General features: G+C 64.0%; 19 protein-coding genes. 6 read left to right on the forward strand and 13 right to left on the reverse strand.

Annotated features, from left to right (window positions below; all coding sequences use genetic code 11):
* Positions 1–80 precede the first annotated feature (80 nt).
* From VSR82_RS10245 to VSR82_RS10260, 4 genes are all read left to right on the forward strand, one after another.
* Positions 81–1196: a succinylglutamate desuccinylase/aspartoacylase family protein gene (locus VSR82_RS10245; protein ID WP_368587126.1), complete on the forward strand. Its 1116-nt coding sequence runs from the start codon at positions 81–83 to the stop codon at positions 1194–1196.
* Positions 1197–1527: 331 nt separating this feature from the next.
* On the forward strand, positions 1528–2709 hold the full coding sequence (locus VSR82_RS10250) for a porin (protein WP_429457264.1): 1182 nt from the start codon (positions 1528–1530) through the stop codon (positions 2707–2709).
* A 281-nt stretch (positions 2710–2990) separates the two neighbouring features.
* On the forward strand, positions 2991–4283 hold the full coding sequence (locus tag VSR82_RS10255; RefSeq protein ID WP_368587127.1) for an MFS transporter: 1293 nt from the start codon (positions 2991–2993) through the stop codon (positions 4281–4283).
* Positions 4284–4326: 43 nt separating this feature from the next.
* The gene (locus tag VSR82_RS10260) at positions 4327–5382 is read left to right on the forward strand and encodes a serine hydrolase domain-containing protein (protein ID WP_429457262.1); all 1056 of its coding nucleotides are present in this window, start codon (positions 4327–4329) and stop codon (positions 5380–5382) included.
* 91 nt (positions 5383–5473) lie between these two features.
* On the opposite strand, the gene VSR82_RS10265 is transcribed toward VSR82_RS10260, so the two are convergent.
* The 4 genes from VSR82_RS10265 to VSR82_RS10280 form a co-directional block, all read right to left on the reverse strand.
* Complete coding sequence (locus VSR82_RS10265; RefSeq protein WP_368587129.1) at positions 5474–7207, reverse strand: IlvD/Edd family dehydratase; 1734 nt, start codon at positions 7205–7207, stop codon at positions 5474–5476.
* 225 nt (positions 7208–7432) lie between these two features.
* Positions 7433–7858: a DUF1801 domain-containing protein gene (locus VSR82_RS10270; protein ID WP_429457260.1), complete on the reverse strand. Its 426-nt coding sequence runs from the start codon at positions 7856–7858 to the stop codon at positions 7433–7435.
* 91 nt (positions 7859–7949) lie between these two features.
* Positions 7950–8804 (reverse strand): CPBP family intramembrane glutamic endopeptidase, encoded by an 855-nt coding sequence (locus tag VSR82_RS10275; RefSeq protein WP_429457258.1) that lies wholly within the window; start codon positions 8802–8804, stop codon positions 7950–7952.
* 142 nt (positions 8805–8946) lie between these two features.
* Positions 8947–9738: a DUF899 domain-containing protein gene (locus tag VSR82_RS10280; protein ID WP_429457256.1), complete on the reverse strand. Its 792-nt coding sequence runs from the start codon at positions 9736–9738 to the stop codon at positions 8947–8949.
* Between the two features lie 241 nt (positions 9739–9979).
* Between VSR82_RS10280 and VSR82_RS10285 the strand changes: the two genes are divergently transcribed.
* Positions 9980–10423 carry a VOC family protein gene (locus tag VSR82_RS10285; protein ID WP_429457254.1) on the forward strand — a complete coding sequence of 148 codons (444 nt, stop codon included), beginning with the start codon at positions 9980–9982 and terminating at the stop codon, positions 10421–10423.
* 54 nt (positions 10424–10477) lie between these two features.
* On the opposite strand, the gene VSR82_RS10290 is transcribed toward VSR82_RS10285, so the two are convergent.
* The 9 genes from VSR82_RS10290 to VSR82_RS10330 all read right to left on the reverse strand — a co-directional run bounded on the left by VSR82_RS10290 (position 10478) and on the right by VSR82_RS10330 (position 19299).
* On the reverse strand, positions 10478–10855 hold the full coding sequence (locus VSR82_RS10290; RefSeq protein WP_410850332.1) for a BON domain-containing protein: 378 nt from the start codon (positions 10853–10855) through the stop codon (positions 10478–10480).
* A gap of 30 nt (positions 10856–10885) precedes the next feature.
* Entirely contained in the window at positions 10886–12031 is a 1146-nt protein-coding gene (locus VSR82_RS10295) for a porin (protein WP_429457252.1), read from the reverse strand.
* A 138-nt stretch (positions 12032–12169) separates the two neighbouring features.
* On the reverse strand, positions 12170–13795 hold the full coding sequence (locus VSR82_RS10300; RefSeq protein ID WP_368587135.1) for a 3-(methylthio)propionyl-CoA ligase: 1626 nt from the start codon (positions 13793–13795) through the stop codon (positions 12170–12172).
* A 50-nt stretch (positions 13796–13845) separates the two neighbouring features.
* Positions 13846–14202 (reverse strand): Rieske (2Fe-2S) protein, encoded by a 357-nt coding sequence (locus VSR82_RS10305; protein WP_429457250.1) that lies wholly within the window; start codon positions 14200–14202, stop codon positions 13846–13848.
* A gap of 32 nt (positions 14203–14234) precedes the next feature.
* The gene (locus tag VSR82_RS10310; RefSeq protein ID WP_410850329.1) at positions 14235–14801 is read right to left on the reverse strand and encodes an RBBP9/YdeN family alpha/beta hydrolase; all 567 of its coding nucleotides are present in this window, start codon (positions 14799–14801) and stop codon (positions 14235–14237) included.
* 18 nt (positions 14802–14819) lie between these two features.
* On the reverse strand, positions 14820–15668 hold the full coding sequence (locus VSR82_RS10315) for a TauD/TfdA dioxygenase family protein (protein WP_368587138.1): 849 nt from the start codon (positions 15666–15668) through the stop codon (positions 14820–14822).
* A gap of 10 nt (positions 15669–15678) precedes the next feature.
* Entirely contained in the window at positions 15679–16659 is a 981-nt protein-coding gene (locus tag VSR82_RS10320; RefSeq protein WP_368587139.1) for a quinone oxidoreductase family protein, read from the reverse strand.
* Between the two features lie 107 nt (positions 16660–16766).
* A complete protein-coding gene (locus VSR82_RS10325) occupies positions 16767–18089 on the reverse strand; it encodes an MFS transporter (RefSeq protein ID WP_410850327.1) in 1323 nt (440 codons plus the stop codon).
* Between the two features lie 154 nt (positions 18090–18243).
* Positions 18244–19299 (reverse strand): beta-keto acid cleavage family enzyme, encoded by a 1056-nt coding sequence (locus VSR82_RS10330; RefSeq protein WP_368587141.1) that lies wholly within the window; start codon positions 19297–19299, stop codon positions 18244–18246.
* A gap of 241 nt (positions 19300–19540) precedes the next feature.
* Between VSR82_RS10330 and VSR82_RS10335 the strand changes: the two genes are divergently transcribed.
* Positions 19541–20542: an AraC family transcriptional regulator gene (locus tag VSR82_RS10335; protein ID WP_368587142.1), complete on the forward strand. Its 1002-nt coding sequence runs from the start codon at positions 19541–19543 to the stop codon at positions 20540–20542.
* Positions 20543–20569 lie beyond the last annotated feature (27 nt).

A 20569-nucleotide genomic window follows, 5' to 3' on the forward strand; every position in this document is an offset into this window, starting at 1 on the left:
GCGCGCGGCCCGCGCGCACCTTTCCCCTTGCAATCAACAACCTAGCGCGGCTGCTTCGAACAGGCCGCGAAGTCAAAACCATGCAAACCCAGACCCATCCGCTGATTGCCCCGTCGCTTGGCACCGCCCGTGAACTGACGAGTTTCCACTACGGTTCCGGCGGCGGCCAGAAAATCTATATCCAGTCGTCGCTGCACGCGGACGAACTGCCCGGCATGCTGGTGTCGTGGTCGCTGCGCCGCAAGCTGGCCGCGCTCGAAGCCGCGGGCAAGCTGCGCGGCGAAGTCGTGGTCGTGCCGGTGCCCAATCCGATCGGCCTGAACCAGCATCTGCTCGGCCAGATGCTCGGGCGCTTCGAAACCGGCAGCGCGCAGAACTTCAACCGCAACTTCTACGACCTCGCCGAACTCGTGCTGCCGACCATCGAGTCGCGTCTGACCAGCGACATCGATGAGAACCGCGCCGCCATCCGCGCGGCGATGCGCGAAGCGCTCGACGCGCAGAAGCCGACCACCGAACTCGGCTCGCAACGCCTCGCGCTGCAAAAGCTTTCGTACGACGCCGACGTCGTGCTCGATCTGCATTGCGACTGGGAAGCCGCGATGCACCTGTATACCAATCCGGACCTGTGGCCCGAAGTCGAACCGCTCGCGCGCTACATCGATGCGAAGGCGTCGCTGCTCGCGCTGAACTCGGTCGGCAATCCGTTCGACGAGATCCACAGCTTCTGCTGGTCGGATCTGCGCGGCCGTTTCGGCGAGCGCTTCCCGATCCCGAACGGCGGCATCTCGGTCACGATCGAGCTGCGCGGCCAGCGCGACGTGTCGTACCAGTACGCGGAAAAAGACGCGCAGGCCATCATCGAGTATCTGACCCTGCGCGGCGTGGTCGACGGCGAACCGGCGCCGCTGCCGCCGCTCGAATTCGCGGCGACGCCGCTCGCGGGCGCCGAGCCGCTCGTCGCGCCGATCAGCGGCGTGCTCGTGTATCGCTGCCCGGTCGGCACGTGGGTGGACGCGGACCAGGAAATCGCCGACATCGTCGATCCGTTGACGGACCGCGTCGTCACGATCAAAAACACCGTGGCCGGCGTGTTGTATGCGCGGCATCTGGCGCGTTTCGCGACGGCCGGCCTCGAGTTCGCGCGCATCGCCGGCGCGACGCCGTTCCGCAGCGGCTCGTTGCTGAGCAACTGACGCCAAAACCGCTGCGACCGCCGATGCCGTCGCAGCCGGCCATGTAACTGAATTTTCACGCAGCAGCCGAAGGAACCGATCGCCCGCCGCCCGGCGGGTGATCCGCTGCCACACGCCCCGCTTCGCTCCTAGGGTCAATCGACCGGCCCCGCCACCGACGCTCCCGCCCCCCGATGCACACGCGAAGTGTCGCGCCCGCACGACACCGTGGAAATAATTTTTCACTGTCACATACCTTACTCAGCGTTCCCTTAAATTGCCGGCCATCGCGCGACGTTGCCGCAGAGCAGCGCGTCGCGATTGCCAAAATTCGCTAACTCGGAGAAGTATGTTGAACAAGAAAATCCTGACCGCCGCTACGGTTGCCGCATTCGCCTCCGCCGCTCACGCACAAAGCAGCGTCACGCTGTACGGCCTGATCGACGCCGGTATCAGCTACGTGAACAACTCGAAGACGTCCACCGGCCATAGCAGCCTGACCAAGTACGACGACGGCGTCGCACAAGGCAGCCGTTGGGGCCTGCGTGGCACGGAAGACCTCGGCAACGGCCTGAAGGCGCTGTTCGTGCTGGAAAACGGCTTCAACAGCGGTAACGGCACCGCCGGCCAGGGCGGCGCGATGTTCGGCCGCCAGGCCTATGTCGGTGTGTCGCAGAACAACATCGGCTCGCTGACGTTCGGCCGCCAGTACTCGTTCTCGACCGACTACCTCGGCTCGAACTACTCGACCGGCGGCCTGACCGTCGCGGGTAACTACGCTTACCACATCAACGACGTCGACCAGCTCACGTCGAGCCGTATCAACAACTCGGTCAAGTTCAGCAGCGCGAACTTCTCGGGCCTGACCTTCGGCGCGATGTACGGCTTCTCGAACATGGCGGGCGGCTTTGCCGGCACGCCGGGTACGGGCACGTCGGCTGCACCGGTCGCGGGTTCGTCGCGCGCTTACAGCTTCGGCGCGAACTATGCGAACGGCCCGTTCGGCATCGGCGCAGCGTACACGGACATCCGTTACCCGGGCCAGGCATCGCCGGCCTTCTCGACTTCGCTGGCTAACGTGAGCTTCCCGTCGCTCGGCACCGGCCAGATCCAGGATCTGCGCTCGTTCGGCGTTGGCGGCCGCTACGCATTCGGCCCGGCGACGCTGTGGGCCCTGTACACGAACACGCGCCTCGCCCCGATCTCGGGCGGCTCGACCACGTTCGCAGCCTACGAAGCAGGCGCGAAGTACGCGGTCACGCCGGCGATCACGGCAGGCGCGGGCTACACGTACATGCATCTGAGCGGCGCTAACGTCGGTCACTGGAACCAGGTGAACCTGAGCGGCGACTACGCGCTGTCGAAGCGCACGGACGTCTACTTGCTGGGCATCTATCAAATCGCATCGGGCCACAACGCCGCAAGTGGCGACCTGCAGGCACAGATCGGTTCGAGCACGAGCTACTTCAGCACGTCGGGCGTCGGCGCCGACAACCAGCTCGCGTTCCGCGTCGGTATGCGTCACAAGTTCTAAGTAGACGGTTCGCGGTGGGGAACCCGTGTTCCCTGCCTGGCTGAATCGATGGAAAGCGCCCTACGGGGCGCTTTTGCTTTTTGCCGTGCGAAATCAGTCGAGCAACGCCGGATTCGACGCAGGCTGCGCGCTTTGCCTTTTCGGCAACGATATCTGCCAAATATTGTAATTGTCTATAAATATCGGCCACCGCAACATCGGGTCACACGCTTCGATCCCGCGCCCGCCCCGCTCACGCGACACTGCCAGCGCGCCTCCCAACGCCGCCAGAGGACTTCGATATGAGCATGGACTCCGCCACCACCGCCGACGCGCTCGCGCGGCACACCTCGCGCTCGAGCGTATCGCGGCTGATTCTCGCGACCTCGATCGGCAACGCGCTGGAGTTCTACGATCTGGTCGTGTACGGCTACTTCGCGGCCGTGCTGTCGCGAACGTTTTTTCCGGTGCACGACCGCACCGTGTCGCTGCTGCTCACGCTCGGCACCTTCGCGCTGTCGTATCTCGCGCGACCGATCGGCGCGCTCGCGCTCGGCTCATTCAGCGACCGCAAAGGCCGCAAGGCATCGCTGACGCTATCGATTGCAATGATGACGCTCGGCACCGGCATGATCGCGCTGATGCCGTCGTATGCGGCGATCGGCGTGCTCGCGCCGATCGGCGTATTCGCGTCGCGGCTGTTGCAGGGATTCTCGGCGGGCGGCGAGTTCGGCAGCTCGACCGCGTTTCTGATCGAACATGCGCCGGAGCGCAAAGGCTTCATGGCAAGCTGGCAGTTCTCGAGCCAGGGCGCGAGCACGCTGCTCGCGTCGCTGTTCGGCGCGGTGTTGACGAGCACGCTGAGCACCGCGCAACTCGAAGGCTGGGGCTGGCGCATTCCGTTCCTGTTCGGCCTGCTGATTGGTCCGGTCGGGCTGTACATTCGCCGCCGCATCGACGAAACGCCGGAGTTCGAGCGCGCGGAAAAATCCGCCGCGCCGGTGCGAGAACTGCTCGCGACGCAAAAGGAACAAGTGCTCGTGTCGATCGGCGCGCTCGTGCTGACCACCACGGCCAACTACATGCTGCTCTACATGCCGACCTATGCGGCGCGGCAACTCGGGCTCGCGCCGTCTTCGGGTTTCATCGCGACGCTCGCGGCCGGTCTGATCATGATGGTGCTCACGCCGATCGTCGGTCATCTGTCCGACAAGGTGGGCCGCGTGCGCATCATGCTCTGCGCCGGCGTGCTGTTCTTCGCGACCGTCTACCCGGCCTTCATGCTGATGAACGCGCATCCGTCGCTCGGCTCGTTGCTGGCCGCGGTCACGTGGGTCGCGATACTGAAGGCGAGCTACTTCGCGCCGATTCCGGCCATGATGTCCGAACTGTTCCCAACCCGCACGCGCACGACCGGCATGGCGTTCGGCTACAACATCGGCACCACCGTGTTCGGCGGCTTCACGCCGCTCGCGGTCGCCGCGCTGATCGCGGCAACCGGCAATAACCTCGCACCCGGCCTCTATCTGATGCTCGCGGCCGTGCTCAGCCTTTTCACCGTGATGTGGGCACGCCTGCGGCTGCACGCACGCTGAGTCTCTGCCCAGCGAGCTTCGTTGAACCGACAGGACCTTATCCATGCAAGACCGTTTGCAGCAAGCCGTGCAGTTCGCGGTGGATCATGAATCGCTTTGGGACCGCCATGTGGGTGGCGCATGGGGTGTGCACCTGAACGACCCGCCGCCATGGAACAAGCTGCTCGGTCCCGTGCATGATCGCGGACCGGTATCGGGTGCGATCGCTGTCGACGGCCGCGTGCTGACGAGCTGGGGCGAACCGGATCGGGCCGATCTGACCTTCAGCGTCGCGAAGATGTACCTCGCGCTGCTCGCCGGCGTCGCGCACGATCGCGGGTTGTTGCCCGACGTCGACGAGCCGGTGCGCGTGCGCGTGCCCAACATCGGCTTCGACGACGAACACAACGCGCCGATCACCTGGGCGCATCTGCTGCAGCAAACCAGCGAATGGCGCGGCACTTACTTCGGTTTGTCGGATCAGGCGGATCACTACCGAGCGGTCAATTTCGCCGCGCCGCCCGATGGCAAGAAAGGCGACCCGCGTCCGCTGCAACGGCCGGGCAGCTACTGGGAATACAACGACGTCCGCATCAACCAGCTCTCGCTCGCGCTGCTGCATCTGTTCCGTCAGCCGCTGCCCGAGGTGTTTCGCGAAGCGATCATGCGGCCAACGGGTGCGAGCGAAAACTGGCAATGGGTCGGCTACGACGACGCATGGGTCGAAATCGACGGGCGACGCATGCAGTCGGTGCCGGGCGGTACGCACTGGGGCGGCGGCATGTCGGTCAGCGCGAACGATCAGTTGAAGGTCGCGCAGATGCTGCTCGATGACGGCGTCGCGAACGGCCAGCGCGTGCTGTCGTCCGAATGGATCGCGCGCATGCGCACCCCGTGCGCGATCGCGCCGTTCTATGGCTACCTCGTGTGGCTCAACACCGGGCGCAAGGTGTTCCCGAACGTGCCGGAGTCGAGCTATTTCGGCATCGGCGCGGGCAGTTCGTTCACGTGGGTCGAACCGGAGCGGCGCATGACGGTGGTCGTGCGCTGGCTGAATCCGGCCTCGGCCAACGAGTTTTTCGGGCTGGTGCTCGACGCGGTCGATAACCTCGGCCGATAGCCACGAATCAAAAAAATGCGGGCGATGCACGAATGCATCGCCCGCATGGTCATCGGTCGAGCCGTTACGGTTGCAACGGCAGATCAGCGCGTCAGTGCGAATGCCGCGGCACCGCGGAGCCTCGACAACCGACGAGGAAGTCGAGGTCGCACCCCTCATCGGCCTGCAACACGTGATCGATATACAGGCGCCGGTACCCGCCACCTTCCGGCGGCTCGGGCGGCACATGCTTCGCGAGACGGCGCTCGAGCTCCGCGTCGCTGATATCGAGGTGCAGCGTGCCCGCGTCGCAATCGAGCTCGATCCAGTCGCCGTCCTGCACCGCGGCGAGCGGGCCGCCGGCCGCCGCTTCCGGCGTCACGTGCAGCACCACGGTGCCGTATGCGGTGCCGCTCATGCGCGCATCGGAAATGCGCACCATGTCCTTCACGCCCTGCTTCAGCAGTTTCGGCGGCAGGCCCATGTTGCCGACTTCGGCCATGCCCGGATAACCCTTCGGCCCGCAGTTCTTCATCACCAGCACCGAGTTCGCATCGACGTCGAGCGTTTCGTCGACGATGCGCGACTTGTAGTGCTCGAAGTTCTCGAACACGACCGCGCGTCCGCGATGCTTGAGCAACTCGGGCGTCGCCGCCGACGGCTTCAGCACCGCGCCGCGCGGCGCGAGATTGCCGCGCAGCACACGAATGCCGCCATCGGCGACGAGCGGCTTGTCGAGCGGACGGATCACTTCGTCGTTGGTGTTGGGCGCGTCCTTCACGTTGTCCCACAGCGACTTGCCGTTGACCGTCAACGCGTCCGGATGCGGCAGCAGGTTCGCTTCGCCGAGCCGGCGCAGCACGGCCGGCAGACCGCCCGCGTAATAGAACTCTTCCATCAGGAAGCGGCCCGACGGCATCAGGTCGACGATCGTCGGCGTGTCGCGGCCGATGCGCACCCAGTCGTCGAGTTCCAGATCGATACCGATGCGCCCCGCGATCGCCTTCAGATGAATCACCGCATTGGTCGAGCCGCCGATCGCCGCATTGACGCGAATCGCGTTGGCGAACGCCTCGCGCGTGAGGATCTTCGACAGCTTCAGGTCTTCGAGCGCCATCTCGACGATGCGGATGCCCGACATATGCGCGAGCACGTAGCGGCGCGAGTCGACCGCGGGAATCGCCGCGTTGTGCGGCAGCGACGTGCCGAGCGCTTCGGCCATGCACGCCATCGTCGACGCGGTGCCCATCGTGTTGCAGGTGCCCGCCGAGCGCGACATGCCCGCCTCGGCTGACAGAAACTGATGCAGGTCGATCTCGCCGGCCTTCAGCGATTCGTGCAGCTGCCACACGGCGGTGCCAGAGCCGATGTTCTTGCCGTCGAGCTTGCCGTTCAGCATCGGGCCGCCGGTCACGACGATCGCCGGCACGTCGCAGCTCGCCGCGCCCATCAAGAGCGCGGGGGTCGTCTTGTCGCAGCCGGTCAACAGCACCACCGCGTCGATCGGATTGCCGCGGATCGCCTCCTCGACATCCATCGCCGCGAGATTGCGCGTGAGCATCGCGGTCGGACGCAGATTCGATTCGCCGTTCGAAAACACCGGGAACTCGACCGGGAAGCCACCTGCTTCGTAGATGCCGCGCTTCACGTGCTCGGCGAGCTTGCGAAAGTGCGCGTTGCACGGTGTCAGCTCGGACCACGTGTTGCAAATACCGATCACAGGGCGCCCGTCGAACTCGTGGTCCGGGATGCCCTGATTCTTCATCCAGCTTCGATACATGAAGCCGTTCTTGTCAGCCGTGCCGAACCATTCGGCCGAGCGCAATTTCCGCTTTTTTTCCGACATGCTAGGTCCTTGATGCATGCGCCGGGACCCTCACCGGCATATTTGACTGAAGCGGCCCACCCGGCGCCACGGCGCAAGGCTGCCGCTCAATGTCCAGGGATGGTGAAGTGTACGGAGCGGGTTGATATCTTTCCAATTATATTTTGGGCGATATTGATATCAGTTCTGGTATCGATCCGCCGGGGCTGGCGGCGCGCCGGGGTCGGCGAGCAGACCGTGCCGGCTTCAGGCCTCGCCGGCCGCCTGCTTACGGCCGGCTTTCGGTAATGCGCCGCGCGTGTTCTTCTTCAGATGACTTTGGTTATAGTCGATCGCGGCGCGGATCAGCGCTTTCAGTGCGCGCTCGTCGACCTCGTCGCGCTCGAAGAAGTCGATCGCGCGCCGCGCGTTGCCTTCGAGGCCCGCGTTGAACAAACCGTCCGGATCGGCCAGGCCCGCCCCATGCGCGAAGGTCAGCTTGACCTTACCCTTGTGCGCGTTGGCGACCGCGATCATGCCGTCGCGCGACCAGACTGGGCTACCCATCCACTTGAATTCCTCGACGATCGCCGGGTCGGCCGCCAGCACGCATTGACGGATGCGAGCGAAGGTCGCGCCGCGCCAGTCGGTGAGTCCTGCGATCAGTTCGTCGATACGTTCGGATGCGTTCATCGGAGTGTGGCCCTCGCAAACGGAGAAACGATCCAGTCATTGATAATCTTCGCCTGGATTTGCGGTTGGCGCACGGCCGATCCGCGTAGTTTCACACCTTGCCCGCGGGCTGCAGCATCGGATACGTGAAGAAGAAAAAGTGGACCACGTTCAGCCCGAAATGTGCGAGCACCGCCGCAGATAATCCGCCGAAGCGATACGTAAGCCCATAGCCGATGCCCGCCACACCTCCGAGCACGATCCACTGCCATCCGCCCGCGCCATGTGCGAGCCCGAACAGCGCGGCCGCCACGCATAGCGCGAGCAGGTCCGCCCTTTGCCAGCGCGCGAAGAGTCGCGTGAGACCGCCTTGCAGATAGCCGCGAAACAACGCCTCTTCAGTCAGCGTGACGAGAAAGAGATTGTTCACCAACCACAGCACGCTGTCGGCGGGCCGCTTCGGCGCCGATCCGACGATCCCCAGCGACAACGCAACGGCCATGCAGGCCGCGACCGTGACCAGCCAACCGGCGACGCCGGCGACTAACCACGTGCGCAGCGCGTGCGAAGGCCGGATCCACGGCAAGGCGAGCAACAGCCAGAAGCCGATCAGCGGCTTGTCGAAATTGAGGTACATCGTGAAGGGCACGGCATCCGGCGTGAAATGCACGGGGCCGATCACGCGCGGGTTATGAAAGCCTGGCAGCCAATGCAGGCTGAGCGCAATTGCGAGCGCGACGAATAGCAGATGACCAGCGTATCGAACGTAACGCGGGCGAGTTGGCGACACCGCGTACGCGGCCACGCCGAGCAGCCCAATGGCGACGCTCGCCAAGGGGCCGAGCTGCCCGGTCGCCAACGCCGTGCCGTATCCGATCACGAGCAGGCCGACGCCGAGCCAGCGAAACGTGCTGGCCCACGTTGCCGGCGCGGCGAGAAAAATCGCGATCCACGGTAGTGCGAACATAGATAGGCTCGAAGTCAGGCTTGCAGTGATTGCTGTCTTTGCGTGCGAGCGTGACTCTAGCATTCAAGTATCGCTGGACCGCGAGAACCGCCGTGCCCGTACGTTGGCGAACGCCGTTTCTCCGAGCGACGATTCGCAGGCGCTACTCGTCTTGCTTCCGAAATGCGGCCTCGCCGGCATCCGACACCTCGACCCACTTCGGATCGGGTGCCGCGCCGGGGACGTACATGTCGTTCCAGTTCCACCACTTGTACGGCCGGCTCTGTGGGTAGCCTTCCGGCGAATCCTCCCACGTCTCCTGACGCCCGAGCGCCGTCATGTCGAGGTAACTCCAGACCGTGCCCATCGCCTCGTCGCCACGCCCGTTAATCAAGTATGTTCGGAACACGCGCTCGCCGTCCCGGATGAACGCGTTGTGGCCGTGCCATTCGTCCACGCCGAAGTCGGCGTCGAAACTGTCGGTGATCGTGTACCAGGGAATCATCTCCCAGCCCATCCGGGCCTTCAGCCGCGCGATGTCGGCTTGCGGTGCGCGGGACGCGTACACGAGGGTCGTGTCGCGAGCGTGCAAATGCGCAAGGTGGGAGACCTGATCGGCCCCCAGCGAGCAGCCAATGCACGCATGCTCTGGCCATCCGTGCACGCCGGGCTCGAAAAAGGCGCGATAAATGACCAGCTGACGGCGGCCTTCGAAGAGATCGAGCAGGCTCACTTTGCCTTGCGGCCCGTCGAACGCATACGTTTTTTCCACGGCAAGCCATGGCATCCGACGCCGCTCGGCGGCCAGCGCGTCGCGGGCACGTGTCAAGGCTTTCTCCTTGACGAGCAACTGCTCGCGCGCGGCCTCCCACTCTTGCCGCGACACAACCGGCGGCGTCTTCATCGCAGGCTGTCCATCTTTCCCACTCTTCTCAGGTGACTTGTTCGTCGTCATCGCAACCTCCGGGTTAGAGCGATGTCCTGTGCGTTCGGGTCGGAAGGCGATTCGCTCACCTTGCATCGCTCGCTGTTGATGAAGGTTCAGTTTACGCCGCCGGTCATCGACTGATGGGAGTGACAAATGTGACGCGATTCCGGATTCACGGTGGGCCAAACCCGGCTGTCTGTTTCTAATGTAATCTGCCTCAACGACCATGACGTCCCACGAATCATTCGCCCACCACCTGGAGGTGACGATGAGCGCGATCCATGAGGTCTACCCCTATCTGCGCGTGCGCAATGCCGCGCAGGCGATTGAGTTCTACGCACAGGCATTCGGCGGCGTCGAACAGTTTCGCCTGACCGAACCGGGCGGCCGCATCGGCCATGCCGAAGTGAAGATCGGTCCCGCCATCGTGATGCTGTCCGATGAATATCCAAAGCACGATATGCTCGGCCCGAGCGGCGACAGCCGGCCGGGCGTGCTGCTGCATATCCACTGCGACGACGTCGACCAGCTATTCGCACAAGCGGTCAAAGCGGGCGCAACCGTGGTCCTCCCGCTAACCGATCATTTTTATGGCGAGCGCTCCGCGACCGTGCGCGATCCGTTCGGCCACGAATGGCAGCTCGGCGCGCAGATCGAAGCGCTCACGCCTGAAGAGATGCAGCGCCGTTACACGGCGCTGTTCGACAACTAGCGGGTTGTGACAGTGGGCTGCTCGCGCTTGGCCCCCCGATTGCGTGAGCTCTTTTTACTGCCCGCCGAACGGCTTTTGCACGGTGAGCTTGTTGGTCACCGAAGTCACGCCCGGAACGCCCTTCGCGATCTCCGCGACCTGATTGATCTGGGAAGCGTCGGTGACCGTGCCGCTCAGCGTCACCGCACCGCCCTTTGCGATGACGCTGATATTGCCGGCGCTGATCTCCTTGTGCTTGCCGATCGCGGCATACACCTGCCGACGCAGCGCGCGATTCGCTTGCCTCGGGCTGACGGGAGCGGCTGCGCTGGCTGACATCGCGGGCGCACCCGAAGCTGCGCTGGCCGTCTGACCCGACTGCGACCATGCGCTGCCCGACGCGGCCAGAATCAATGTGGCAATCGCCAACGCGCGTGCCTGAATGCTTTTCATCGAATACTCCAGTTGTTATAGATGACGTAATCAGAAGTTGTGGCGGATGCCGACCATGGCCGCCGTGGTGGACACGCCAGGCGCAACCGGCGCGCCATAGATGATGGTCTGGTTCATGGTCCCCTTGTTGGCCACATAACCCACCTGCGCGTATGCCTTGGTGCGCTGGGACAGGTTGTATTCCGCACCCACCGCGAATTCGCTCGAATGGTTCGCCGAGTTGTTCTTGTCTTTCAGGTAGTAGTACCCCGACGTGACCTTGAAACGCGGATTGAACTGGTAGCCAAGGCCCCCCGAAATCATTTCGAAGTCCGCGGTGTTGCTATGCGCCGGGTTCTTGCCTGCGCCGTACGAGGCCGACACCGAAAATCCGGCGATCGTGTACATCGCACCGAAATAGTAGAAACGGTTGTTCGCCAGCCCGGTCGCAGGGATGGCGGGTGCCGCCGGGTACGTGATCGGGAACGGGTTGGTATCGTGGCCGTTGTAATACACCGCGGACAGATTCAGACCGTAGTTCGAATACCTGGCCACGGCAGACTCGCGCGTGCCGCCCTGGAAATGACCGGCGACGCCGCCCGGCGCGTACTCGAGCGCAAGCGACGCGCCGTGGAATTTCGGCGAGTTATAGACGAGCGCGTTGCTGTCGTACAGCGCGCCGATCGGCGCGTTCGTGCTCGTACCCGGCCAGCCGGCCGCCTGATTGATGCCCAGCCACGCGGTCAGAATACTGCCGAAATACTGCGCGCCGCGCACGTCGGTTTCCGCCATCGCGTAGATCATCGGAATGATCTGCCGGCCGGCGTCGAAGGTACCGAAGGGCCCGGACACGCCGATCGTCGCGAACTGGTTGAAGATCGCGGTGGTGCCCGGCGTATCGGACAGACCGAACTTGCCGTTCGTGGAGTTGAATACGCCCTGCAGCTTGAAATTGACCTTATAGCCGCCGCCGATGTCCTCGCTGCCTTTCAAACCCCAGAAGCTCGCATAGATACCGCCGTCCTTCAGCTGATAAATCTTGCCCGTGTTCGGCGCGTGCGGCAGGAAGGTGGCCGCCGACGTGCTCTGATACAGGAAGCCCGTATCGATCACGCCATAAAGCGTCACTGACGACTGCGCATGAGCTGCGGTGGCGAAAATGGCCAACACGATAGCGCTGCATGTCTTTAACTTCATTGTGTCTCCTTCGCGTACCGGCGGTGGCGCCAAAGCCCATGCTGCGGTCGCTTCAATCGATTGGTGATTTTGTGTGCGCCGGGCGTACCCGGCCGCGTTGTTGCGTGAATCGAACTGCGTTGCTGCGCAAGCCGTGCGTCAGGGCAGGTAGTAGTTCCCGTATTGATCGCGTAACTGGTTCTTCAGCACCTTGCCCGTTGCGCCGATAGGCACCGTGTCGACGAACACCACGGCATCGGGGGTCCACCAGCGCGCGACCCGCCCGTTGAAGAAGGACAGCAGTTCGTCGCCGGCCAGCTCGCTGCCCGGCTTTTTCACGACCAGCAGCAGCGGCCGTTCGTCCCACTTCGGATGCCGTGCTGCGATACACACTGCCGTCGCGACTTCCGGATGCAGATACGCGACGTTTTCGATGGCCGCCGAACTGATCCATTCGCCGCCCGACTTGATCACGTCCTTGCTGCGATCGGTGATCTGCATGAAGCCGTGCCGGTCGATGGTCGCGATGTCGCCGGTCGGAAACCAGCCGTCGCACAGCGGCGACTCGACGTCGGCGCCGAAATACTGTTGCGTGACCCAGTGGCCGCGCACCTGCAGATCGCCAGCGCTATCGCCGTCCCACGGCAATTCATTGCCGTGCGTGCCGACGATCCGCATATCGATGCCGAACAGCGCACGTCCCTGCTTCGCCTGCACCTGGTACTGCTCGTCCATCGGCAGCGACTGCTGATGCGCCTTGAAGCTACAGACCGTGCCGATCGGGCTCAATTCGGTCATGCCCCACGCGTGCAGCACCTCGACCCGATGGCGCTTCTGGAACGCTTCGGTCATCGCGGTCGGACACGGCGCGCCGCCGATCACCGTGCGTCGCATCGACGAGAAGGTGCCGCCCATCGCATCGACATGCGTGAGGAGTCCCTGCCACACGGTCGGCACCCCGGCCGACAGTGTCACGTGTTCCGTTTCGATCAGTTCATAGAGCGACTTGCCGTCGAGCGCCGGACCCGGAAACACCAGCTTCGCGCCGACCATGCACGCGATATAGGGCAGTCCCCACGCGTTCACATGGAACATCGGCACGACCGGCAGGATCACGTCGCGCGCGGAACAGTTCAGCGCATCGGGCAGCGCCGCCGCGTAGGTGTGCAGCACGGTAGAGCGATGGCTGTACAGCACGCCTTTCGGATTGCCGGTGGTGCCCGACGTGTAGCACAGCGACGACGCGCTGTTTTCGTCGAGCAGCGGCCATTCAAAGACGTCGTCGTGCAGCTCGAGCAGGTCTTCGTAGCACATCAGCATGCCGCCCAGCTCGTCCGCTTGCGGCATGTGCGCGCGATCGGTCATCGCCACGAATACCTTCGGGCTCTTCACCCGGGGCGCGACGCTCTCGATCAGCGGCAGAAACGTCAGGTCGAAGAACACCACGCGATCTTGCGCATGCTCGATGATGTATTCGAGCTGGTCGACGTGCAGTCGCGGGTTCAGCGTATGCAGCACCGACCCGGAGCCCGACACCGCGAAGTACAGTTCCATGTGGCGATAGCCGTTCCACGCGAGCGTCGCGACCCGCTCGCCCTGGCCGACGCCGAGCGTTGCCAGCGCGTTGGCCATGCGGCGCGCGCGCTGCGCGAGGTGCCGATACGAATAACGATGGATGTCTCCTTCCACGCGTCGCGACACGATCTCCTGTTCGCCGTGATGGCGCTCCGCGTGCGTGAGCAGCGCGGAAACCAGCAGCGACTGCTGCATCATCAAGCCTTGCATTTTTCCGTCTCCTGATTGGTGGTGGCGTCTCGAATCTCGCCTACCCGGCCTTACGTTGCCGCGCTGCCCGCTCGCTCATGCGAGGGCGTCGCGTTCGGCTCGTCGAGACTCACCACCACCTTTGAATCCACTATTTCGACCGGGAAGGTCGTCACACTCAATCCGCCTGCTCCCGCCATGCAGCCGGTGCGCACGTCGAAGCGCAGACCGTGCGCCGGACAGCGCAACATGCAGCCTTCCAGCTGACCGCCCGAAAGCGCGGCCCCGTTGTGCGGACAGGTGTTGTCGATGGCGTGAAGCGTGCCTGCGATGTTGAACAGCACGATGCTGCGGCCATCGATGAAGGCCAGCTTGCGCTGGCCCGGCGCGAGTTCACCGGCGACACCCACCTCGATCCGACGCGACATCCCAGGCTCCTTCTGATCCGGCGCCGGCCGCGTCACATCAGCACCAGCCGGCGAATCAGCGTCTCCGCCATCGGCCATTCGCCAAAGCCCGAAGCGGGATTGAGGTGCCCGACTTCGCCGAGATCGACGAGGCGGCTGCCCCAGTCCTGCGCCATTTCCTGCACCCGCTCGAACCGTGCGAGCGGATCGTTGCGGCTCGCGCCGACGATGCTCGGAAACGGCAGACGCTTGCGCGGAATCGGCAGCCAGCCGTGCTGCTCGAGCGTATCCAGCTCCGGATAGCCCGCCGGCATCGGCGTCTCGAGGTCCGCCGGCGCCGCGAGCAGCGCACCGTGAATCTCGCGCTGGTGCCGCGCCGCCCACTGCACGGTGATCATCACACCCGCGCTATGCGCGACCAGAATGACCGGGCCGTCGATTCTCGCGAGCGCGGCATCGAGCGCCGCAACCCGTGCCTCGCAACTGAGCTTGTCGTGCTCGAGCGGCGGCACCGACAGCGCTTTCGGCAGCCGTTGCTGCAACAGGGTTTGCCAATGCTCGGCGACGTGGTCGCGCAAACCCGGGACCATCAGAATGGTCGGTTTCAATTCGTAATTCATGGGAAGCTACTTACTGGTTCAGTACGGCTTGTCGCCGATAATGCCGGCGCGTTCCATCTTGCGATGGCACGGCGGGTAATCCATCACCGCATAGTGCTGCGTGCTGCGGTTGTCCCAGATCGCGATGCTGTTCTTCTGCCAGCGCCAGCGCACCTGGTACTCGGGGATGTACGCCTGGCTGATCAGATAGCGCAGCAGATCGCCCGCGCCCGGATTCGCGTCCTGACCGAAGCGCACCCGCTCCGGCGTATGAAAGTTCGTGAAATGGCTCGTGAAAGCGCTCACAAACAGCACCTTCTCTTCCGTTTCCGGATGCGTGCGCACGACCGGATGCTCCGCGTCCGGAAACTGCGCCTTCAACGCCAGACGCTTTTCGATCGGCATCGCCGCACCAAAGCTCGCCTCGATGCTGTGGCGCGCGCGCAGGTCCGCGATCTGCGTCTTCACGTACGCCGGCAGATTCTCGTAGGCGAGGACCATGTTCGCCCACATCGTGTCGCCACCGACGGGCGGACATTCCACGCAACGCAGCACGGCACCGAACTGCGGGTTTTCGCGCCACGTGGCGTCGGCATGCCACGCGTTTTCGTAACGGTCGTTGGGCTGGTCCGGGGTCTTGTAGATACGCACGAGGCCCGGATTTTCCGGATCGCTGCCCGCGACCGGATGGTCTTCCAGTTCGCCGAAGCGGCGCGCGAACGCCACGTGTTCGGCGCGCGTGATGTCCTGGTCGCGCAGGAACAGCACCCGGTGCTTCAGCAGCGCGGAGCGGATCTCCGCAAACAGGCCGTCGTCATGGATCGCATGAGCGAGATTCACGCCGGTCAGTTCCGCGCCGATCGAGTACGTCAGTTGTTCGACTCGCATGGCCAGCTCCTTAGATAACGAAGACCGACGAACCCGTCGTCTTGCGCGATTCCAGATCACGATGCGCTTGCGCCGCGTCCTCGAGCGCATAGCGCTGATTCAACTCGATCTTGATGCGTCCCGACGCGATGAGCCCGAAGATTTCGCCGGCAAGCTCGTCCTTCTCGGCCGGATCGGCGATGTAGTCGGCCAGAGCCGGGCGGGTCAGATACAGCGAGCCTTTCATTGCCAGCAGTTGCGGATTGAACGGCGGGATCGGGCCGGAGGCCGTGCCGACGCAAACCAGCAGACCGCGACGTTTCAGCGAATCGAGCGAAGCCTCGAAGGTGTCCTTGCCGACGCTGTCGAACACGACGTTCACGCCGACGCCATCGGTCAGTTCGCGTACGCGCTTCGCGACGTCTTCGCGGCTGTAGTTGATGACGTGATCGCAGCCGTGCGCGCGGGCCACCTCGCCCTTCGCCTCACTCGACACCGTGCCGATCACGGTCAGACCCAGCAGCTTCGCCCACTGCGAAACGATCAGGCCGACACCGCCGGCGGCGGCATGCAGAAGGATCGTGTCGCCGACCTTGAAGTCGTGAATGCGGCGCATCAGGTACGCGGCGGTCAGGCCGCGCATGGTCATGCCGGCAGCCGTTTCGCAGTCGATCGCATCGGGCAGCCGGATCAGCGGCGCGGCCGGAATCAGGCGTTCGGTGCTGTACGCGCCGAGCGTGTTGATGAAGCCCGTGTAGGTCACACGGTCACCCACCGCGACGTTCGTGACGTCGGGGCCCACGGCCTCGACCACGCCCGCGGCCTCCACGCCCATCCCCGCGGGCAGCGGCACCGGATACAGGCCGCTGCGGAAGTAGGTGTCGGCGAAATTGAGGCCCACTGCCTGATGGCGCAGGCGAACCTGACCGGGACCCGGGTTGCCCACTTCGACGTCCTCGTAGCGCAGGACCTCGGGACCACCGGTTTCATGAAAGCGCACTGCCTTTGCCATGTTGACTCTCCAATTCTTTGCTTGATCTGCACTTCGCAGAATTCATTGCGCCCGCGGCGCAGTTACAGGTTCCGTTCTCCGCGCCGTCCGCGCGGCACCATCCGATGTCAGCGTGCGGCCTGTTCGCGCAGCGTGTTCAGCCGATCGAGATCGCCCGAGTAGTTCCGTTTGCCGATCATGAATGCGGCGGCCGCGACGAGCGGTGCGAACGGCACCAGTTGCAACGCGCCCAGCAATCCGATCCGATCGGCGATGATCCCCGTCAGAACAGCCGCCGGTGCGAGGCCCAGCAGGTTGTTCGCGAGCGTCAGCGTCGCAAACGCCGAGGCGTGAATGGTCGGCGGCGTGAGGTTTGCCACCATCGCACCCGACGGGCCGCTCGCACCGGCGCAGAAGAACATGCCGACGCCGATCACGACCAGTTGCCACGGCCCCGCCGTCATGTGGAAGCCGATCGCGAGCAGAACGAAACAGGCGAGGCAGTAGGTGATCGCGGCACTCCACTTGCGTTCCCGCACGTTCTTGCTGAGCCGGTCGGCGAGGTTTCCGCACACCACCATGCCCACCCCGGTCACCAGCACGAACACCGCCGCGCACATCGCAGCCTTGCCGGTGGCCATGCCGTAGTAGCGGTTCAGGAAGCTCGGCATCCATGCCCACACAGCGGCGGGAACCATCAGATGCAAACCGCTGCCCACATAGGCGCACACCACGGACTTCGTCGAAAACAAACCCTTCATCAGTTCGCGCAGGCTCATGCGCATGCCGCGCGTTTGCGTCTGCTTCGTCACGCTCGCCGGCTGCAGCGGCGCAAGACGCTTTTCGGTGACGACGAGGCGGTAGATCACGACCAGCACGATCCCCATCGCCGCCATCGCGCCGAATGCGGAGCGCCAGCCGAGGTGAGCCGCCACCGCGCCGCCGAGCGCCATGCCCAGCACCGAGCCGAACGCGCCGCCGGCCATGAAGGTGCCGGTCAGCGTGGAGCGCAGCCGCACCGGAAAGATGCTCAGGACAACTGCGATGCCGACACTGCCATAAGCCGCTTCACCGATTCCGACGAAGGCACGCGCCAGCAGCAACTGTCCGTAGTTCGCCGAGATCGCGCAGCCCACCGTCGCGAGACTCCACATCGCCGCCATCAGCACGATGCTCTTCACGCGGCCCCAGCGGTCGGCCAGCACCGACAGTGGAAATGTGAGCACACCGACCATCAGCGCGACCACGCTGCTGAGCGAACCCAGCTGCGCATCGGACAAATTCCATGCCGCCTTGAGCGGCGGAAACACGGCATTCAACACCTGCCGCGACATATAGTCGGAAAGCAACAATCCGACCGTCAACGCAAACACCACCCACGCATAAGCGCGCACATCCGTCTTTGCTGCCTTAACTTCGCCCGCCGTGGGCGCTGCATGCTGAACGAGCATGTTTAGTCTCCTTCCACGCTGACTCCGTGGCGGCCGCCTTGCCCGCTTGGGCCGACGACCTGTTATGGATTCAGCTATCTGCTCCCGCTATCCAGCGGGAGCGTTACCCATGAAGCCCGGCCTCGGCCAACGCGTCGGCCCGGGCTCCTGGCATTCACGCCGCGCGAAGCGGCAGGTTCCTGACGCCGGCCTGGCGGTTCGGCGCCATGCCGTTGGCGCTGAGCGTTTCTTCGACCGTCTCGTACTGCACACCAATACGATAGATCTCGCGGGCTTCTTTACCAGTGGCAATTTCGCGGCCCAGTTCGCGCGCGACGCGCACGCACTGTTCGATCTGCTGTACCGACGTGAAGCGCTTACCGTGCTGATCGATGATCGTGTCCTCGATGCCGCAGCGCGGATGCAGGCCCATCGACATCGCCATCATGTTGAACGGCAGCACGTTCTTCAGCAGCGACTCGGCGGTCAGCGTGCAGCCATCCGGCGCGCGATGCACGAAGTTGAAGAAGTTGAACGGGTTCGGGCCGTCGAAGCCACCGCCGATGCCGATCCACGTCAGGTTCAGCGGGCCCTTGTAGACGCCCTTGCGCACGAGGCGCTCGAGCGTTTCGAGCGCGTGAATGCCGGTGAGCTGGAAGTGCGGCTGGATGCCCGCAGCCTGCAGGCGGCGCAGATGCTCCTCGACCCATGCGGGACCGGCCGGAACCGTCATTTCGCTGTAGGCGGCCATGAACGCAGGGTTGGAAAGCGAGGTGCCCGCCAGATACTCGGGATAGAGCAACTCCATGATGTTCATCTGCGTGGTATTGATCGCGACCGTCACCTGATCGGGCTTCGGATCGAGCTCGGCCAGCATATGGCGGGTATCGTCGGACAGCCACTTCGCGGCCTGTCCGTCGTCTTCCGGTGCGAACGAGATCGAGCCACCGACCTGAATGATCATGTCGGGCACAGCGGCGCGCACACCCGCGATCAGTTCATTGAACTTCGACAGGCGCTTCGAGCCCTTGCCGTCCAGTTCGCGCACGTGCAGGTGCAGTACCGTGGCGCCGGCGTTGTAGCAATCGACGGCCTTCTGGATCTGCTGGTCCATCGTCACGGGGATGTCTTCCGGGAAGTCCGCGGGCATCCATTCCGGGCCGTAAGGGGCGGTGGTGATGACTACCTTGTCCTGATTCTCAGGGTGCAGCGAATCGTCGAGAAATTGCATTTGATTGCCTCCATCCAGTTGTGAGTGACGGTGTTCCGCTATCGCGAGGTCGCATGAAAATTTGCTGGAACACATCGAACGACATGTGCACACGATACGGGAATCAAGCGCTACACTTTTATGATTGGACGCCATCCTTTTAGCGATTCGTGCCACTGCGCGTTAACACCAATAATTGCGCGAAGCAAGCGTTTAATGACAAGAAAAAGACTCAGCGTTTGAATCGTCCGGAGAAACTACGATGGAAACGATGGTGACGTCGGTGGCCATGAGCGGTTATTTCGAAGTGGCGCGACGGCTCGGACTGAATCCGGTCGAGCTCGCGAAACAGGCCGGCATCGATGCCGGCGCGCTCGCGAATCCGGACGATCGCGTATCGGCCACCGCCTGTTGCCGGCTGCTCGAAATGACGGCCGAAAAGGCGTCGTGCCCGACCCTCGCGCTGCAAATGGCGGAAACGCGGCAGACCTTCGGCAGCGGCGTAATCAATGTCCTGCTCGCGCACAAACGCACGCTGCGCGAAGTCTTGCTGGCCGCGGCCGAATACCGTCATCTGCTCAACGAAGCGCTGGCGGTGTACGTCGAGGACGCGGACAAAACGGTCACCATTCGGGAGGAACTCGTCGTCGAACCGGGTACCCCGACGAAGCAGGCGATCGAACTGGCGCTCGCCGTGCTCGCGCGGCACTCCAGTGCTCTGCTCGGCAAGTTCTGGAAACCGCGCGAGCTCCATTTCACACACGCCGCACCGAAGGACCTGACGTTCCATCGACGCTTCTTCGGCTGTCCGCTGCAGTTCGGCAGCGACTTCAATGGCTTCGTCTGCGCGAGCGCCGATCTCGACTACCCGAATCCGCTGGCCGATCCTGAACTCGTGCGCTATGCGGAGAGCCTCGCCTCTCCGAAGAACGCGAGCGCCGCGGAATCGGCCGCGCTCGAAGTGCGCAAGGCGATCTACCTGCTGCTGCCGCTCGAACAGGCGAACGCCGAGCTGGTCGCACGTTATCTGCATCTGAGCGTGCGCACCATGCAACGGCAGTTGAGTTCGGCCGGCACCAGCTTTTCGGATCAGGTCGAGGAAGTCCGCGGCGAACTCGCCGTGCGCTACATGAGCAATCCGACCTACCCGATCGGACGTGTGTCGGCGCTGCTCGGCTATGCGCAACAGGGATCGTTCACGAACTGGTTCGTGTCGCGCTTCCATATGACGCCGCGCGACTGGCGCGCGAGCCATGCGAAGTGACGACGAAAAAAAAGGAGTGTGATGCAC

It is taken from the genome of Burkholderia sp. JPY481 (assembly GCF_038900515.1).
In the GTDB taxonomy this organism is placed as follows: domain Bacteria; phylum Pseudomonadota; class Gammaproteobacteria; order Burkholderiales; family Burkholderiaceae; genus Paraburkholderia; species Paraburkholderia youngii.